This window comes from Cupriavidus lacunae (assembly GCF_003353055.1).
GTDB lineage: Bacteria > Pseudomonadota > Gammaproteobacteria > Burkholderiales > Burkholderiaceae > Cupriavidus > Cupriavidus lacunae.
The window spans coordinates 13,106-29,932 of sequence record NZ_QKWJ01000007.1; the positions used below are offsets into that span (position 1 = coordinate 13,106).

Annotated in this window: 13 protein-coding genes; all 13 read right to left on the reverse strand. The window is 66.8% G+C overall.

Annotated features, from left to right (window positions below):
• Nucleotides 1–21: 21 nt before the first annotated feature.
• Nucleotides 22–1,050, reverse strand: a complete 1,029-nt coding sequence (locus DN412_RS08275; protein WP_115014060.1) for a sulfonate ABC transporter substrate-binding protein — start codon at nucleotides 1,048–1,050, stop codon at nucleotides 22–24.
• Between the two features lie 158 nt (nucleotides 1,051–1,208).
• Complete coding sequence (gene ssuE / locus DN412_RS08280; protein WP_115014061.1) at nucleotides 1,209–1,832, reverse strand: NADPH-dependent FMN reductase; 624 nt, start codon at nucleotides 1,830–1,832, stop codon at nucleotides 1,209–1,211.
• A 73-nt stretch (nucleotides 1,833–1,905) separates the two neighbouring features.
• Complete coding sequence (locus tag DN412_RS08285; RefSeq protein WP_115014062.1) at nucleotides 1,906–2,910, reverse strand: sulfate ABC transporter substrate-binding protein; 1,005 nt, start codon at nucleotides 2,908–2,910, stop codon at nucleotides 1,906–1,908.
• A 400-nt stretch (nucleotides 2,911–3,310) separates the two neighbouring features.
• Nucleotides 3,311–3,853 carry a ferritin-like domain-containing protein gene (locus tag DN412_RS08290; protein WP_115014063.1) on the reverse strand — a complete coding sequence of 181 codons (543 nt, stop codon included), beginning with the start codon at nucleotides 3,851–3,853 and terminating at the stop codon, nucleotides 3,311–3,313.
• Between the two features lie 305 nt (nucleotides 3,854–4,158).
• Complete coding sequence (gene clpB, locus DN412_RS08295; protein ID WP_115014064.1) at nucleotides 4,159–6,747, reverse strand: ATP-dependent chaperone ClpB; 2,589 nt, start codon at nucleotides 6,745–6,747, stop codon at nucleotides 4,159–4,161.
• 222 nt (nucleotides 6,748–6,969) lie between these two features.
• Nucleotides 6,970–7,851: a MaoC/PaaZ C-terminal domain-containing protein gene (locus DN412_RS08300; protein ID WP_115014065.1), complete on the reverse strand. Its 882-nt coding sequence runs from the start codon at nucleotides 7,849–7,851 to the stop codon at nucleotides 6,970–6,972.
• Nucleotides 7,851–9,998 (reverse strand): D-(-)-3-hydroxybutyrate oligomer hydrolase, encoded by a 2,148-nt coding sequence (locus DN412_RS08305; protein ID WP_115014066.1) that lies wholly within the window; start codon nucleotides 9,996–9,998, stop codon nucleotides 7,851–7,853. Before DN412_RS08305 ends, DN412_RS08300 begins: the two co-directional genes overlap by 1 nt.
• Before the next feature lie 153 nt (nucleotides 9,999–10,151).
• Nucleotides 10,152–11,696, reverse strand: a complete 1,545-nt coding sequence (locus DN412_RS08310) for an acyl-CoA synthetase (RefSeq protein WP_115014067.1) — start codon at nucleotides 11,694–11,696, stop codon at nucleotides 10,152–10,154.
• 17 nt (nucleotides 11,697–11,713) lie between these two features.
• Nucleotides 11,714–12,790 (reverse strand): branched-chain amino acid ABC transporter permease, encoded by a 1,077-nt coding sequence (locus DN412_RS08315; RefSeq protein ID WP_115014068.1) that lies wholly within the window; start codon nucleotides 12,788–12,790, stop codon nucleotides 11,714–11,716.
• Between the two features lie 11 nt (nucleotides 12,791–12,801).
• Entirely contained in the window at nucleotides 12,802–13,827 is a 1,026-nt protein-coding gene (locus tag DN412_RS08320; protein ID WP_115014069.1) for a branched-chain amino acid ABC transporter permease, read from the reverse strand.
• A gap of 213 nt (nucleotides 13,828–14,040) precedes the next feature.
• Nucleotides 14,041–14,781: an ABC transporter ATP-binding protein gene (locus DN412_RS08325; RefSeq protein ID WP_115014070.1), complete on the reverse strand. Its 741-nt coding sequence runs from the start codon at nucleotides 14,779–14,781 to the stop codon at nucleotides 14,041–14,043.
• Nucleotides 14,774–15,535 carry an ABC transporter ATP-binding protein gene (locus DN412_RS08330; protein ID WP_115014192.1) on the reverse strand — a complete coding sequence of 254 codons (762 nt, stop codon included), beginning with the start codon at nucleotides 15,533–15,535 and terminating at the stop codon, nucleotides 14,774–14,776. The genes DN412_RS08325 and DN412_RS08330 overlap by 8 nt, the downstream gene beginning before the upstream one ends.
• A gap of 92 nt (nucleotides 15,536–15,627) precedes the next feature.
• Nucleotides 15,628–16,815: a substrate-binding domain-containing protein gene (locus tag DN412_RS08335; RefSeq protein ID WP_115014071.1), complete on the reverse strand. Its 1,188-nt coding sequence runs from the start codon at nucleotides 16,813–16,815 to the stop codon at nucleotides 15,628–15,630.
• Between the last annotated feature and the right edge of the window lie 12 nt (nucleotides 16,816–16,827).

Below are 16,827 nucleotides of genomic sequence, written 5' to 3' on the forward strand. Positions count from 1 at the left end.
TGTTCTTGGCGACGGAGATGGCTATCGCTTCGCCTGCTGCTGCGGCGCGTCCCAGCGCGCATCGGCCACCTTGACCGGCTTCGGGATCAGCTTGAGCGCGTGGAAGGTGTCGGCGATGCGTTGCTGCTCGGCCAGCACCGCGGCGCTGACCGGCCGTGCGCCATACGAGAAGCGCGAGACAGCAAGCTCAAGCACATCGGCCTGCAACCCGGTTTCGCCGGTCAGCACCGTGGTGGCTTCCTTGGGGTTCTTTTCCGCCCAGGTGCCCAGCGTGGCCAGCTCGTCCAGGATCAGGCTGACGATTTCCGGCCTGGCCTGTGCATACGGGCGCGAGGCCAGGTAGAACTGGTGGTTGCTGACCACGTTCTTGCCGTCCGCGCCGCGGCCATCGGCCAGCACGCGCGCGCCCAGCTGCTTCTCGGCCGCGGCCAGGAACGGGTCCCAGATCACCCAGGCATCAACCGCGCCGCGCTCGAAGGCCGCGCGAGCATCGGCCGGCGGCAAGTAGACCGGCTGGATCTCGCTGTAGGGGATGCCGGCCTTCTCCAGCTGGCGCACCAGCAGGTAATGCACGTTCGAACCCTTGTTCAGCGCCACGCGCTTGCCACGCAGCTCCGCCACCGAACGGATCGCCGAGCCCTTGGGCACGACGATGGCCTCGGCCACGGGTGCCGGCGGCTCGTTGCCGACATAGACCAGCTGCGCGCCCGCGGCCTGCGCAAAGATCGGCGGCGCCTCGCCGACGGTGCCGAAGTCGACGGCGCCGACGTTCAGCCCTTCGAGCAACTGCGGCCCGGCGGGGAACTCGGTCCATTTGACGGAGATGCCTTGCGGCGCCAGTCGCTTTTCCAGCGTGCCGCGCGCCTTCAGCAGCGTCAGCGTGCCGTACTTCTGGTAGCCGATGCGCAGCACCTTGGGGTCGAAGTTTTTCGACTGCGCTTCGGCTCGGCCGGGCAACAGGCCATAGGCCAGGCCGGTGGCAAGCACCAGCGCGGCGGTGATGAGGCGGCGGCGCTGGCTTGCCATGCGCAACGGGTTGGTCAATGTCATGCGATGTCCTCCATGGCCCGGGGCAATGCCCTGCGGGCCAGATTGATGTCCAGGATGTTTGCGGCAGCAAGCGTCCCTGCCGACCCCGCATGGCGGGTGGCATGGCGTGGCTGCCGTTGCGCCGGGCTGGCCGGCGCCACTTCAGTCAATCAGTCGGTTCAGGCGGAACATCGCTCGGCCACCGCGATCGCGGCGGCGCGCTGGACCAAGGCGCCGGGCACCACGTCCAGCGGCACCTCGATGCGGGAATGCGCCAGCGCATCGCGCACGCGCAGCACGCCCTCGTCCAGGCGGGCCGACAGCGCGGCATCGAAGCGCGCCTGGCGCACGCCGGCGGCTTCAAAGGATTCGATCTGCTGGTCCACGGCAAAAATGCCCGGCAGGATCTGGCGCGAGCCCAGCGCGGACAGCACCGGGCGCAGCGCATAGTCGATCGCCAGCGCATGCGCCAGGCTGCCGCCGGTGGCAATCGGCAGCACGATCTTGTCGCACAGGCCGGTCTGCGGCAGCAGGTCCAGGAAGGCCTTGAGCAAGCCGCTGTAGGCGGCCTTGTAGACCGGCGTGGCCAGCACCACCACCTGCGCCTCGGACACGGCATGCGTGGCGGCGGCGATGACGGGGTCGTCCACGCGTGCCGCCAGCAACGGGCCCGCGGGCAGGTCGCGCAAGTCGAGGTGGCGGGTGCGTTCGCCGGCAGCCTCGAGCGTGGCACGCAGGTGCGCCAGCACCAGGCCGGAGCGGGACTGGACCGACGGGCTGCCGGAGAGCGTCAGGATGGACATCGGGCTTCCTTCTTCTAATGGACCGGTCGGCGCCGCGGCCGCCCCACGCGGCCCGGCGCGCCGGTCTCGTGGTTTATTTCTTGCCGGGCTGGTAGATCTGGTCGAACGAACCGCCATCGGCAAAGTGGGTCTTCTGGGCCTTCTGCCAGCCGCCGAAGACCTCGTCGATGGTGAACAGCTTTACCTTCGGGAAGTTGGCCGCGTACTTGGCCGCCACCTTCTCGGAGATCGGGCGGTAGTAATTCTTGGCCGCGATTTCCTGGCCCTCTTCGGTGTACAGGAACTGCAGGTAGGCCTCGGCCGCCTTGCGCGTGCCCTTCTTGTCGACCACCTTGTCGACCACAGCCACCGGCGGCTCGGCCAGGATCGACACCGACGGCGCGACAATGTCGAACTTGTCCGGACCCAGCTCCTTGATGGCCAGGATGGCTTCGTTCTCCCACGCGATCAGCACATCGCCCAGGCCCCGCTCGACAAAGGTGGTGGTCGCGCCGCGCGCGCCCGAATCCAGCACCGGCACGTGCTTGAGCAGCTCGCCCACGAACTCGCGCGCCTTGGTGTCATTGCCGCCCGGCTGGCGCAGCGCGTAGCCCCATGCCGCCAGATAGTTCCAGCGCGCACCGCCCGAGGTCTTGGGATTGGGCGTGATCACCTGCACGCCGGGCTTGACCAGGTCGCCCCAGTCCTTGATGCCCTTGGGGTTGCCCTTGCGCACCAGGAACACGATGGTCGAGGTATACGGCGAGGCATTGTGGGGCAGGCGCTTCTGCCAGTCCGGCTTGATCAGGCCCTTCTCCGCAATGGCGTCGATGTCATAGCCCAGCGCCAGCGTGACCACGTCGGCATCCAGCCCGTCGATCACCGAACGCGCCTGCTTGCCCGAGCCGCCGTGCGACTGGCGCACGTTCAGGGCATCGCCGCCCTGTGCCTTCCAGGCCTTGGCAAAGGCGGCATTGACATCGACATACAGCTCGCGCGTCGGGTCGTAGGAAACGTTCAGCAGATTGGCAGCCGCTGCGGTCTGCGCCGCGGTCAGGGCGCCAAGTACGGCCAGGCTGATAGCCAGTTTGCGGATCATCTTGTGTTGCTCCCGTCAGTGTCGTGAATGGGCGCCAGGCGCCTGTTTGCTTGTCCGCCTTGGGTGGCGGACTTGTGTCAGGAGCAAGACTACCGAGGGACCTATCTGAACGGAACGAATGGTTTCGCCGATCCTTCGCTGTTTTTTGCATAAGATCGGACAGAAATATGGGCATGCCCGCGAGCGCAGGCGCGGCACGCGTAGGTGTTGCAAGCAGGTGGCGCAATCGGCACGTACAAAAGAAAACGCCCGCACCGGCAAGCCGGTGCGGGCCAAGTTTCCATTCTGGAAACGGGTAGACAAGTCATGAAGAGCGCCCCCGCATCTCCATGACAGGACGAATCTTATCGGCCCGGCCGCCGACGCGGCTTGACCAATATCAAGTGCGTGGCAATCCCGCTCAGCCGCCGGCGTGCCGGCTCAGCAGGTCGGCCATCTCGTCGGCATGCTCCTCTTCGACGGCGAGGATGCCTTCCATCATCCGGCGCGACGTCGGGTCGCGCTCGCCCAGGAACCGGATGATCTCGCGATAGCTGTCAATGGCGATGCGCTCGGCCACCAGGTCTTCCTTGATCATTTCGGTCAGCGAGGTGCCCGCCACGTATTCCGCGTGCGATCGGCTGGCGAGGCCGTCCGGGGCAAAGTCGGGCTCGCCGCCCAGCTGGACGATGCGCTCGGCAATCTGGTCGGCATGGCCTTGTTCCTCATCGGAATGGGCCAGGAACTCATCGGCCACGCTCTTCGAATTCGGCCCCTTGGCCATGTAGTAGTGGCGGCGATAGCGCAGCACGCAGACGATCTCGGTGGCCAGCGCGTCGTTGAGCAGCTTCAGCACGGTATCGCGGTCGGCGTCATAGCCCGCGGTCACCGCGCCGTCGTCGATGTGGTGGCGGGCACGCTCACGCAGCGTTTTGACGTCTGTGAGGAAGGGCTTGTCGGTCATAAAGGGCTCCTGGGGGATGGGGCTGCGTCAGGCGCAGCACCTTGTAGGGAAACTTAAGCCCCTTGCGACGCGAGAAGTGTGCCACTGACTATTTCGCGTGGATTCGCCTCCGGCGGCGGTCCGCCGGTATGGCGGTGTGAAAAATTTGCACGGCCGGTGACTGCCTTACACGGGACCGCGAAATGTCAGGACGAAAAAAAATCCCTGCGCGCATGCACAGGGATCGATTTTGACCAGCCACTTGTTTGCTCCCCTCTCCCGCAAGCGGGAAAGGGAGCAAACGGCTGCGTGCGAGGACGCCGGATTTAATGCAGCATCCGCCCAAACGTGAACTCGCCATCGACATAGTCCACCGGCACGACGTCCTTGGCAGCGAACTTGCCTTCCAGGATGGCCCGTGCCACCGGGTTCTCGATCTGCTGCTGAATCGCACGCTTGAGCGGGCGCGCGCCAAACACCGGGTCGTAGCCTGCGCTGGCGATCTTCTCCAGCGCCGTCTCGCTCACCTGCAGCGTCATGTCCATGCGGGCCAGGCGGCTCTGCAGGCGTTGCAGCTGGATGCGTGCGATCGACTCGATATGCTTCTGGTCCAGCGCGTGGAACACCACCACCTCATCGATCCGGTTCAGGAACTCCGGCCGGAAATGCGTGCGCACCTCCTGCCAGACCGCGCCCTTGACCGCTTCCTGCGGCTCGCCGACCATCGACTGGATGATCTGCGAACCCAGGTTGGACGTCATCACGATCACCGTGTTCTTGAAGTCCACCGTGCGGCCCTGGCCATCGGTCAGGCGGCCGTCGTCCAGCACCTGCAGCAGCACGTTGAAGACGTCCGGGTGGGCCTTCTCGACTTCGTCGAGCAGCACCACGCTGTACGGCTTGCGGCGCACGGCTTCAGTCAGGTAGCCGCCTTCCTCGTAGCCGACATATCCCGGCGGCGCGCCGATCAGGCGGCTGACGCTGTGCTTCTCCATGAATTCGCTCATGTCGATGCGGATCAGGTGCTCTTCCGAATCGAACATGAACTCGGCCAGGGCCTTGCACAGCTCGGTCTTGCCGACGCCGGTCGGACCAAGGAACAGGAACGAGCCGTAGGGCTTGTTCTCGTCGGCCAGGCCGGCACGCGAGCGGCGGATGGCGTCGGACACCAGCCGCACGGCTTCGTCCTGGCCCACCACGCGCGCATGCAGGCGGTCTTCCATCTTCAGCAGCTTCTCGCGCTCGCCCTGCATCATCTTCGATACCGGGATGCCGGTAGCGCGGCTCACCACTTCGGCGATCTCCTCGGCGCCCACCTGCGTGCGCAGCAGCTTGTTGGGCTGCTTCTGCTCGCTGGCTTCGGCGTCGGTCGCGGCCTTGAGCTTGCCTTCCAGGCCCGGCAGCTTGCCGTATTGCAGCTCGGCCACCTTGTCCAGCTTGCCTTCGCGCTGCAGCTTGGCGATTTCCAGCTTGACCTTCTCGATCTCTTCCTTGAGCGCGGCCGTGCCCTGCGCGGCGCCCTTCTCGGCCCTCCAGATCTCGTCGAGGTCGGCGTACTCCTTCTCCAGGCGCTTGATTTCCTGCTCGATCAGCTCCAGGCGCTTCATCGACGCTTCGTCGGTCTCTTTCTTGACCGCCTCGCGCTCGATCTTGAGCTGGATGGTGCGGCGCTCGAGCTTGTCCATCGACTCCGGCTTGGAGTCGATTTCCATCTTGATGCGCGCGGCCGCCTCGTCGATCAGGTCGATCGCCTTGTCGGGCAGGAAGCGGTCGGTGATATAGCGGTGCGACAGCTCCGCCGCGGCGACGATGGCAGGGTCGGTGATCTCCACGCCGTGATGCAGCTCATACTTTTCCTGCAGCCCGCGCAGGATGGCAATGGTGGCCTCCATGCTCGGCTCGTCGACCAGCACCTTCTGGAAGCGGCGCTCCAGCGCGGCGTCCTTCTCGATGTACTTGCGGTACTCGTCCAGCGTGGTGGCGCCAATGCAGTGCAGCTCGCCGCGCGCGAGCGCCGGCTTGAGCATGTTGCCCGCGTCGATCGCGCCCTCGGCCTTGCCGGCGCCGACCATGGTGTGGATCTCGTCGATGAAGACGATGGTCTGGCCCTCGTCCTTGGCAACGTCGTTGAGCACCGCCTTCAGGCGTTCCTCGAACTCGCCGCGGTACTTGGCGCCGGCCAGCAGGCCGGCCATGTCCAGCACCAGGACGCGCTTGCTCTTCAGGCTCTCGGGCACTTCGCCGTTGACGATGCGCTGCGCCAGGCCTTCGACGATGGCGGTCTTGCCCACGCCCGGCTCGCCGATCAGCACCGGGTTGTTCTTGGTACGGCGCTGCAGGATCTGGATGGCGCGGCGGATTTCGTCGTCGCGGCCGATCACGGGGTCGAGCTTGCCGATGCGGGCGCGCTCGGTGAGGTCGATGGTGTACTTCTTCAGTGCCTCGCGCTGGCCTTCGGCTTCGGCGCTGTTGACTGAATCGCCGCCGCGCACGGCCTGGATGGCCGACTCCAGCGACCTGCGGTTCAGGCCGTTCTCACGCGCGATTCGGCCCGCCTCGCCCTTGTCGTCGGCGACGGACAGCAGGAACAGTTCGCTGGCGATGAACTGGTCGCCGCGCTTGATGGCTTCCTTCTCGGTGGAATTGAGCAGGTTCACGAGGTCGCGGCCGATCTGGACCTCGTTGGTGCCCTGCACTTGCGGCAGGCGCTTGATGGCGGCGTCCAGCGCCGTCTGCAGGCCCTGCACGTTGACGCCCGCGCGCGCCAGCAATGCCTTGGCGGCGCCGTCGTCCTGCGACAGCAGTGCGCGCAGCACGTGCTGCGGATCGATATATTGGTTGTCGTTGCCCAGCGCCAGGCTTTGCGCATCAGCCAGCGCTTCCTGGAACCGGGTAGTCAGTTTGTCAAGACGCATAAGGAATCCCTCTCTCGGATAGGTCGTGTCCTGATGCGGGGGCGTCGGCTCCGGTCTTTGCAGCCGGAGCGCCCGTATGCCCTGCCGGACACTGGATGTCTTTCCGAAAGATAAGGCTTTGTCGCGACATTTCAAGGCCACGCCTGAACGCAATGATCCCGGTCAAGCTCTATGTCGGCAACCCCGGCTCCCACGCTCGCAAGTGCTGTAAGCGATACCCTACTAGGCAGCACCGCCGGCGCCCTTGTCCGCGAGGTTGCGCACCAGCACCAGTGATTCGCCCTGCACCACCACGCGCCCGTCCGCGCCCGTGACCATGCTGGCCAGGTTGACCAGGTCCTTGCCGGCGCGCAGCCGCACGATGCGCACGCGCGCCGTCAGCGGCTCATCCAGCCGCGCGGCCGAGGCCAGCCGCAGCGATTGCTTCATCCAGCCCGTGCCGCGCCCCGGCAGCCGGGTGCCGAGCAGGTCCGAGAACATGCCGGCCAGCAGCGGCAGCGGCACCACCGGGCCGTCAAACCCGCGCGCGCGGGCAAACCCCGGATCGGCGTGGTACGGGTTGGCGTCGCCGGTCAGGGTGATGTATTCGTCCAGGTCCGCCGCCGTGAAGGCCCGGCTTGCACTGGCTTCCTGGCCGGGGCGCAGGCCGTACAGGCCGGTATCCCCCACCTCGGGTGCCTGGCCCGTCTCGGCGGGCGGCCGGACCAGTCCAGCAGGACTGGCATCCGGCAGCCAGATCGACTCCCCCACGGCCGTGACGCGCGGCGCTTCGCCCGGTTCGCCCGCACTGCCCACGGTGGTGCCGTAAGCCACCAGCCCCGCCGGCGCCGGCTGCGGCGCCAACGCGATCTGCACCGCATCGCCAACGAAGGCCGGAGTCGGGAACATCAGCGTCTGCCCGACCGGCAACGCCGCCCCGGGCAGTTGCCGCCAGGTATGGGCGCACAGCAGCGAAAACAGGAACATGCCGTGCGCCACGGTCGCACCGAAGTGCGTGCCACGGGCAAAGGCCGGGTCACAGTGGATCGGGTTGTCGTCGCGCGACAAGGCGGCAAAGCGGTCGAAGTCGCGCTGCGACAGCACGCGCGGCAGGGCGTCGTTCATCAGTCAGGTACCTGTACGGTGTTGGCGTTGACGGAAATCAGGTTGCCGGCCGCCGGGGTGGCGGCAATCGGCGGCACGTTGGACAGCAGCAGCGCCGGCGCCGGGGTATTGAGGGTGCCGCCGCGCGGCGTGGTCCGCACCACTTGCGACGGCGGCAGCGCCTTGCCCGCGGTGAGGTTGTCATAGACCGCGTCCAGCGCCCGGTTCAGGTAGACGTGCAGCGGCACATAGCGGTTGCTGTATCCCGCCACCAGCCCGATGAAGGCATCGAAATGCTGGGCATTCTCGACCTCGACATACGACAGCTTGCTGTTGACACCCTCCTGCTGCCGGTTCAGGCCAAGGTAAGGGCGCGAGGTATGGTTGACGGGCAGCAGCCCGTCGCTGCGCCCGTGCACGATCACCGCCGGCTTGCCGCGCAGGTTGCCGTTGCGCAGCGTCAGCGCCTGGCCGGCCTGCAACGCGCGCGCGGTGGCGTCGGCGCCGGTCAGCAGGCTGCGCAGGCAGTTGGCGCCGTCGAAGTTGAGATCGGCGCGCAGCGTCGAGGCGGAAACGGATGCCAGGTTCAGGTACGGCCCATGCTGCGGATCGCGGTCATTGATCAGCTGGACCGGTGCCTGCGGCGGCACGCCGTTGCCGGTGGCGTACATCGACGCCAGCGCAGCGGGCGCGATGGCCGCTGGCTTCAGGTCGGTCAGCGTGCTCGCAAAGCTGTAGCCGCACAGCCGGTCGGTGACGCTTGCCTGGGCATAGGCGTTGGCATAGGTGACTGAGATTGCGGCGGCCACGTCGAACGCGGCCAGCGACGGATGCAGGTCGTCCGACTCCGGCTCCCAGCCCGCGGCGTGCAGCGCCTGCAGGGCGCTGGCGCTCTGTTCGTCCGTGTTCGCGCCGCTCACCAGGCCCTTGTCCGCCAGCGTCTGGCAGCGGTTGGCAAAGAATGGCGCCATGTTGGGGTTGGTGTAGAACGGCGCCTGCGTCAGCGCGGTGGTCCGCGAGGCGCAGTGCTGCAGCAGGTTGGCCGTGGTGGTGTAGTCGTACAGCGTGCGGCCCGAGGCCGCCACCGGCGTCGCGCCGCGCTTCACCACGATGCCGGTATTGGGCGGCATGTTGAGGTTGGGCTCGCCCACCGCCACACCGTCGATGAGGCCGTCGGCATCCTGCTCGGCCGCCGCCACCGCGGCACCACCGCCATTGGAAACGCTGGACGCGATCACTACGATCTTGCCCTTGTCCAGCGTGCGCTGGCGGGTGCCGTTGGTCGACACGGCGCCGAAGCGGTCATTGATCGCCCAGATCGCAAATTCCACCGCCTGCAGCGTGAATCTACCCCAGTCCTTCTCCGGGTTGCGCTGCGAATGCGCGTGCTTGAACGCCAGCCGGTGCGGGTTGGCAGCGGTGAAGTCCACCAGGGAGGTAGCCCCCGCCGGCGCGGCAAACTGCGCATTCTTGCCCGCCGCCGCGCGCGCGGCGCGGGTGCCGTCGATCAGCGGCACGGTGTCGGTATCGAGGTCATGCGGCGCGGCGCCGGTGCCCTTGTCGGTATAGGCCACCGCGCAGCCGCGCTTCAGGCCCCACTCGCCGGTGGCAATGGCGCCATAAACGCCGCGCGAACCGGACGAAGTGGCGGTGATCACGCACGGCTTCGACGTGTTGAACGTAGTGGGGATCTGCACCAGCATGGTCACGTTCTGCTGGCCCGAGCCATCGTCCGAATATGCCAGGTATTCCACGCCGGCCACCTTGCCGTCCGATCCGGTGACATTGCCCTGCGCATCGACATTGGGGCCGTAGAGCGAGCCGTAGCCGCCGCTGGCGGTGGTATCGACGATGGCGCGATAGTTGGTATAGATCGCGTAGCGCCGCAATTCCGCCGCAGTTGGCGCGGTGGGGTTGGCCGGCAACGGCGCCGTAGCGCTGGCCAGGCCGTCCTTGCCCAGGCCAGCGGTCAGCAGGTCGTCGGTGGTGCCGTTGTAGCTGTTGATCGTGACCGTGCCGATATTCGCCGGCTTCGTATTGGGGTTGCTGCCATTGCCGTTGTTATCGTCGCCCGAGCCACAGGCGGCGGCCAGCATCGATGCGGCGACCGCGAGCACGGTGCGCCCGAGTCGGCGTTGCCACTGCAGCGGGAATTGCGTGGAATGCATGTCAACCTCCTCCTGTCGCGACCGGGTCGCGGTCACTGTCGAGTTAATCTCAGATCGAGGACTGCGGAGACTGCGGAGACTGCGGAGACTGCGGAGACTGCAAACTGCGGCGGGAATCCATTCAAATGGCAACGGCTGGTGCGGCCATGCGCTTCAGGCAGAAAACTTTGTGCGCAGCTTGTGCTTCTCGACCTTGCCGGACGGCGTGCGCGGCAGCGCATCAAGAAAGCGCACATGGCGCGGCACCTTGTAGCCGGCCAGCTGTGCCTTGCAGTAGGCGATCACGGCATCGGCGTCAAGCGTGGCGCCAGGGCGCAGCACCACCAGCGCCATGCCGACCTCGCCCCAGCGTGCATCCGGCGTGCCGATCACCGCGGCCTCGGCCACGCCCGGCAGCTGGAACAGCACGTTCTCGACCTCGGCCGGATAGACGTTCTCGCCGCCCGAGATAAACATGTCCTTGGCCCGGTCGACGATGTAGTAGTCGCCGTCCTCGTCGCGATAGGCGACATCGCCGGAATGCAGCCAGCCATCGCGGATGGCGAGCGCGGTGGCCTCGGGCAGGTTCCAGTAGCCCGGGGTCACGCCCGGGCCCTTGATCAGCAGTTCGCCGCGCTCGCCCGGGCCCACGTCCACCCCCAGCGGATCGACGATCCGGGTCAGCATTGACCCCACCGGCTTGCCGATGGTACCGATCTTGCGGCGCGCGGTGTCCTCGTCGCAGACAAAAACCGTGGGACCGGTCTCGGTCATGCCGAAGCCGAAGCAGATGGTCACGCCCTTGGCCAGGTAGGCCTCGAGCAGCGGCCTGGGCACCGGCGAGCCCCCCGCCGACATATTGCGCACGCCGGCGAAGTCCGCCTGCGCGAAGCGCGGGTGCTGGCTCAGGAACAGGTACACCGCCGGCACCGCGAAGAACATGGTGATGCCCTCGCCGCCGGCGCGATCGAGCTTGCCCAGCACCACCTGCGGATCGAACTGGCGCATGATGTGCACCGTACCGCCGGCATGCAGCACCGGGTTGGCATAGAGGTTCAGGCCGCCGGTATGGAAGAACGGCAGCACGCCGAGAAACACGTCGTCGCGCGTGATCTTGTTGGCCAGCATCGCGTTGACGGCGTTGAAGAAGACCATGCCGTAGGTCTGGATCACGCCCTTGGGCTTGCCGGTGGTGCCGGAGGTATAGAGCAGGTGCCAGACCTCGGACTCGTCGCGGCACGGCATTTCGATGATGCGGCCGGAGGCGGCGTCGAGCACGGCTTCGTACTCGGTCCAGCCGCCGGGCACGTCGGCGGCCTCGTCGTCGGCCAGGTGCAGCACCGCGCGCAGCGGCATGGCGCGGGCCAGTTCGGCCGCCACCGCCAGGAAGCCATCGCCGGCGACCAGCACCTCGGGCGTGCAGTCCTGCAGGATCGGCAGCAGCTCCGCCGCCGGCAGGCGCCAGTTCAGGCACACCATGACCATGCCGGCCTTGGCGCAGCCATACAGCATCTCGAAATAGTCCGAGCTGTTATGCGCCAGCACCGCCACGCGCGTGCCCGGCGCCAGCCGCAGGTGGTCGCGAAGGTATTCGGCGAAGCGGCTGGCGCGTTCGTCGAAGTGGCGATAGGTCACCTGGCGGCCGCTCTCCACGTCCACCAGCGCGGCCTTGTCGGGGAATTGTTGCGCGTTCTTGTGCAGCCAGTCGATCACGTACATGGGCTAGTCTCCGCTGCTCAGGTTGCCACGTCCTGCACGGGTCCGGCGCCGCGCAGCCGTCCCACCACGCCTTGCGGGAAATAGTAGACGCTCAGGATGAATAACAGGCCCAGCCACAGCAGCCAGCGGTCCGGGTGCAGCAGCGACGACAGCAGCGGCAGCGCGGCGGTGGCATCGCTGGCCAGCTTCATCACGTCCTGCAGGTAGGTCTGCGCCACCAGGAACAGCACCGTGCCGATCACCGCGCCGTAGATCGTGCCCATGCCACCGATCACCACGATCAGCAGGATGTCGACCATGATCTCGAACGACAGCGAGGTATCGGGCCCGTTGTAGCGCAGCCAGATCGCCATCAGCACGCCGGCCAGCGTGGCGAACATCGCCGACAGCACCGTCGACACGGTGCGGTACACCACGGTGCGGTAGCCGATGGCCTCGGCGCGGAAGTCGTTTTCGCGGATCGCCTGCAGCACCCGGCCAAAGGGCGAGTTGACGATGCGCAGCAGCACCAGGAACAAGGTCAGCGCGCCGGCGAATACCAGGTAGTAGCTCAGCAGCTTGCCACTCAGCGGCACCCCCAGCCACTCGGCGTCGCCCAGCGTAAAGCCGGGGCGCAACACCTCCGGCACCTTGAAGGTCAGCCCGTCCTCGCCACCGGTCCATTCCGACAGCTGCGACACCAGCGTGGCAAAGGCCGTCGCCACCGCCAGCGTGATCATGGCAAAGAAGATCGCCCGCACCCGCAGCGAGAACAGCCCGATCAGGAGGGCCAGCAGCGCCGAGACCGCCAGCGCGCCTACGGTGCCCACTAGCAGCGCGCCCCAGCCCGGCTCCATGCGCGACATGGCAATGGCCACGCCATAGCCACCAATGCCAAAGAACATGGTGTGGGCAAAGGAAACGATGCCCGTATAGCCCAGCAGCAGGTCGTAGCTGGCCACCAGCACCACGAAGATGCAGATCTTGGCCGCCATGTTGAGCGCGCGCGCGCCGGGGAAGGCAAAGGGCGCGCACGCCAGCGCCACCAGGATCAGCAGCAGGATCACGGTCAGCACGCGGCTGCGCGGCAGGTCGCCGGAAAGTAGTCGGATCATGGTCGTTGCCCTCAGCGCCGCGCCACCGGGAACAGCCCCTGCGGGCGCCACAGCAGCACCAGCATCATCAGCAGGATGTTGGAGAACAGAGCCACCTTTGGGAACAGGAAGCCGGTGTAGTTGGCCATCAGCCCCACCAGCAGCGCACCGACGAAGCAGCCCGTGGTCGAGCCCAGCCCGCCGATGATGATCACAATAAAGATCAGCACATTCACCTGCGCGCCGATCGCCGCGGTGATGTTCTGCTGGTACAGCCCCCACAGCACCCCGCCCAGCCCGGCCAGCGCCGCGCCCGCGACGAACACGCCGATAAACAGTCGCCGCACGTGGTAGCCAAGGGCCTCGACCATCTCGCGGTTCTCCACGCCGGCGCGGATCAGCAGGCCGATGCGGGTGCGGTTGAGCAGCAACAGCATGGCGATAAAGATCACCAGCCCCAGCGCCATCGCGATCAGCCGGTATTTCTCGATCGCCGCGTCGCCCAGCAGCACCGCGCCACGGAAGGTGGTGGGCAACTGCAGCGCGATGGTCTCTGGGCCCCAGATGGCCTTGATCAGCTGCTCGGCCACGATCATGCCGCCCATCGTGATCAGGATCTGCTTCAGGTGCTGTCCATAGACCGGGCGCACCACCACGCGCTCGAAGAACAGCCCGACCGCGCCCGCGGCCACCATGGCCGCCGCGATCGCCAGCGCAAACACCGCCAGGTTCTGCGCCAGGCTGTCCGCTTCCACCCAACCCGCCATTGGCAGCAGCACCGAGGCCGCCACATAGGCGCCCAGCGCGATGAACGCGCCGTGGCCGAAGTTTAGTACGTCCATCAGGCCGAATACCAGCGTCAGGCCGGACGAGACGACGAAGATGATCATGCCCATCGCCAGGCCGGCGATGGTCAGCGTCAGCCAGGTCGACGGGCTGCCTATCAACGGGAAGGCGAGCAGCATTAGCAACGGGGCCAGCGCCAGCGGGGTCCAGTCGAGGCGCACCTTGGGCAGGTCCGACGGCGCGGCGCTTGTTAGGGTCGTAGTTGTTGTCATGTGTCTCGTCCTGCGGCGGCATAGATGCCCGCGCGCTGTGCTTCAAATCACTGACTGTGTGCTCCCTCTCCCGCTTGCGGGAGAGGGTTGGGGAGAGGGCCGGAGCATCGACGAAGTGATGCGTGTCGGTATGCCAGTGCCTGCCCTCTCCCCCTGCCCCTCTCCCGCAAGCGGGAGAGGGGAGCAAACCATCGGTCTCGCTAATCGCCTTCGTTACTGGTGCGCCGCCAGCGACAGCCCCAGCAGCTTCTGCTGCAGCGCGTCGTCTTCAGCCAGCGCCGCCATCGCCCCGGTATGCACCGTGCGCCCGTCGTCCATCACCGCCACCGTATCCCCCACCGACTTCGCCATATGGAAGTTCTGCTCCACCAGCAGGATCGACACCTCGGTCTGCTTCAGCTCGCGGAACACATGGATCATGTTCTGGATGATGGCCGGCGCCAGGCCCTTGGTGGGCTCGTCGACGATCAGCAGCTGGCGCGGCTCGATGATGGCGCGCGCCACCGACAGCATCTGCTTCTGCCCGCCTGACAGCACGCCGGCGCGCTGGTGCCAGAAGGTCTTCAGCGCCGGGAACATGCGGAACACCCAGTCCAGCCGGCGTTCGTCGATGGCACCCGTGCGCGCGGCCAGGCGCATGTTCTCGGCCACGGTCAGGTCGGAGAACACGCTCATGTTCTCGGGCACGTAGGCAATGCCGGCCTGCGCGATCGCGGGCGTGCTGTGGCGCGTGATGTCGGTGCCGTCAAAGTTCACGGTGCCGGCGCTGGCCTGCCACAGGCCCATGATGGTGCGCAGCGTGGTGGTCTTGCCGGCGCCGTTGCGACCCAGCAGCATGGTCACGCCGCCGCGCGGCACCTCGAAGCTCACGCCGTGCAGGATGTGGTACGGCCCGATATGCGTCTGCACGCCCTGCAGCCTCAGGATCGGCCCTGTTGCTTGTGCGTCAGCCATGGCTGGCCTCCTCTTCCGGCATGCCCAGGTAGGCCTGCTGCACCACCGGCGAAGCGATTACCTCGGCGGGGTCGCCGTCGGCCACCAGCGTGCCGTTGTGCAGCACGATGATGCGGTCGGCGAGCGAGCGCACCACGTCCATCTTGTGCTCGACCAGCAGCACGGTCTTGCTGCGGTCCTGGCGGATCTCGCGGATCAGGTCCAGGATCACCGGCACTTCGTCGACGCTCATGCCCGCGGTGGGCTCGTCGAACATGAACACGCGCGGCTGCAGCGCCAGCAGGATGCCGACCTCCAGCTTGCGCTGGTCGCCGTGCGGCAGCGAGGCCACCGTCAGCTGTCGCTTGCCGGCCAGCGCCACGCGTTCCAGGATCGCCATGGCCTGCGCCTGCACGTCGCGGTGGCTGGACCACATCGAGAACAGATCGATGCCGCGCTGCTGGCGCGCCTGCACCGCGAGACGCACGTTCTCCAGCACCGACAGCTGCGGGAACAGGCTGGTCAGCTGGAAGGCGCGGCCGATGCCGCGGCGCGTCTTCTGCGACACCGGCAGGCGCGTCACGTCCTCGCCATCCAGCAGGATCTGCCCGGCCGTGGGCGGCAGCTGCCCCGAAACCAGGTTGAAGTACGTGGTCTTGCCGGCGCCATTGGGGCCGACGATGCAGGTCAGCTCGCCGGGCCGGAACGCGCACGACACCGCATTGACGGCCACGTGGCCGCCGAAGCGGATGGTCAGGCCGCGCGTTTCCAGCAGCGGCTGCGCCCCGGCGGCAATGGCACCGTCGCGCCCGGCGGCCGGCTGCGACGACGCCGGCGCGGCACGGGCAAAGGAGGCTGGCGCGCTCATCAGCGGTGGTTGCGCACGGGCACGGCCATCTCTTCGGGCTTGATCTCGCGCACGAGTTCAGGCACGCCCCAGGCAAAGGCGGGATCCACCTTGATCCTGAAGTGGTACATCGACTGCATGGCCTGGTGGTCTTCCTTGCGGAAGGTCATCTTGCCCTTGGGCGTGTCGAACGACATGCCTTCCATCGCCGCGATCAGCTTCTCGGTGCCGGTGTCGCCACCGGTCTTCTTCAGCGCCTCCACCAGCGCAATGCCCGCGGTCATGCCGCCGGCGGTGAAGAAGTCGGGCGGTGCCTTGAACTTGCTGTAGTGGTTGGACACCAGCCACTCATTGGCCTTGTTCTTGGGGATGCCGAAGTAGTAGTACGTGGCCCCCTCCATGCCCGGGAAGTTCTTGTAGCTGGCCATCGCCGGCAGGATGTTGCCGCCGGTGGCGATCTCGATGCCATAGCGCTTGGGATCGAGATCGGCAATCTTGAACGGGTTGCCGGCGCCGGCCCAGATGATAAAGATCACCTTACGGCCCGGCTTGTCCTTGAGCGAATCGAACAGCCGCTGCGCCCCGGCGGTGAAGTCCGTGGTGTTGGTCGGCAGGTATTCCTCATGCACGATCTTCGCGTTTTTCAGCGCGCCTTTGAAGGCCTTGACGCCGTCGCGACCAAAGGCATAGTCCTGCGCCAGCGTGGCGATCTGCACGCCCGGCTTGTCCAGCGCCACGGCGTTGGAGATCGCATCCTGCGACGAGTTGCGGCCGGTGCGGAAGATGTAGCGATTCCACTTGTCGCCGGTGATGGAATCAGCCACCGCGGGCTCGACCAGCAGCACCTTCTTGTATTCCTCGGCCACCGGCAGCATGGCCAGCGCGGTGCCGGAAGACGTGGGGCCGACTGCAATATCGGCGCGGTCGTCGCTGTAGGCCGCGGCCAGCTGCGCCTTGGCCACGTCCGGCTTGCCCTGGGTGTCTTTCTCGATCACCACCAGCTTGTTGCCGTTGACGGCCATGGTGCCGTTGGTGGCGTACTCCAGGCCCATCATCAGGCCGGTCTGGGTCTGCTTGGCATAGGCCTCGAGTGCGCCGGTCTTGTCATAGACGTGCGCGATGCGGATGTCCTTGGCCAGCGCGGCGCCGGTGGCGAGCAGACCGGCGGCCACGACCAGGGCGCGTACGGCGAGTGGGTTGCGTTGCATTGCTGTCTCCTG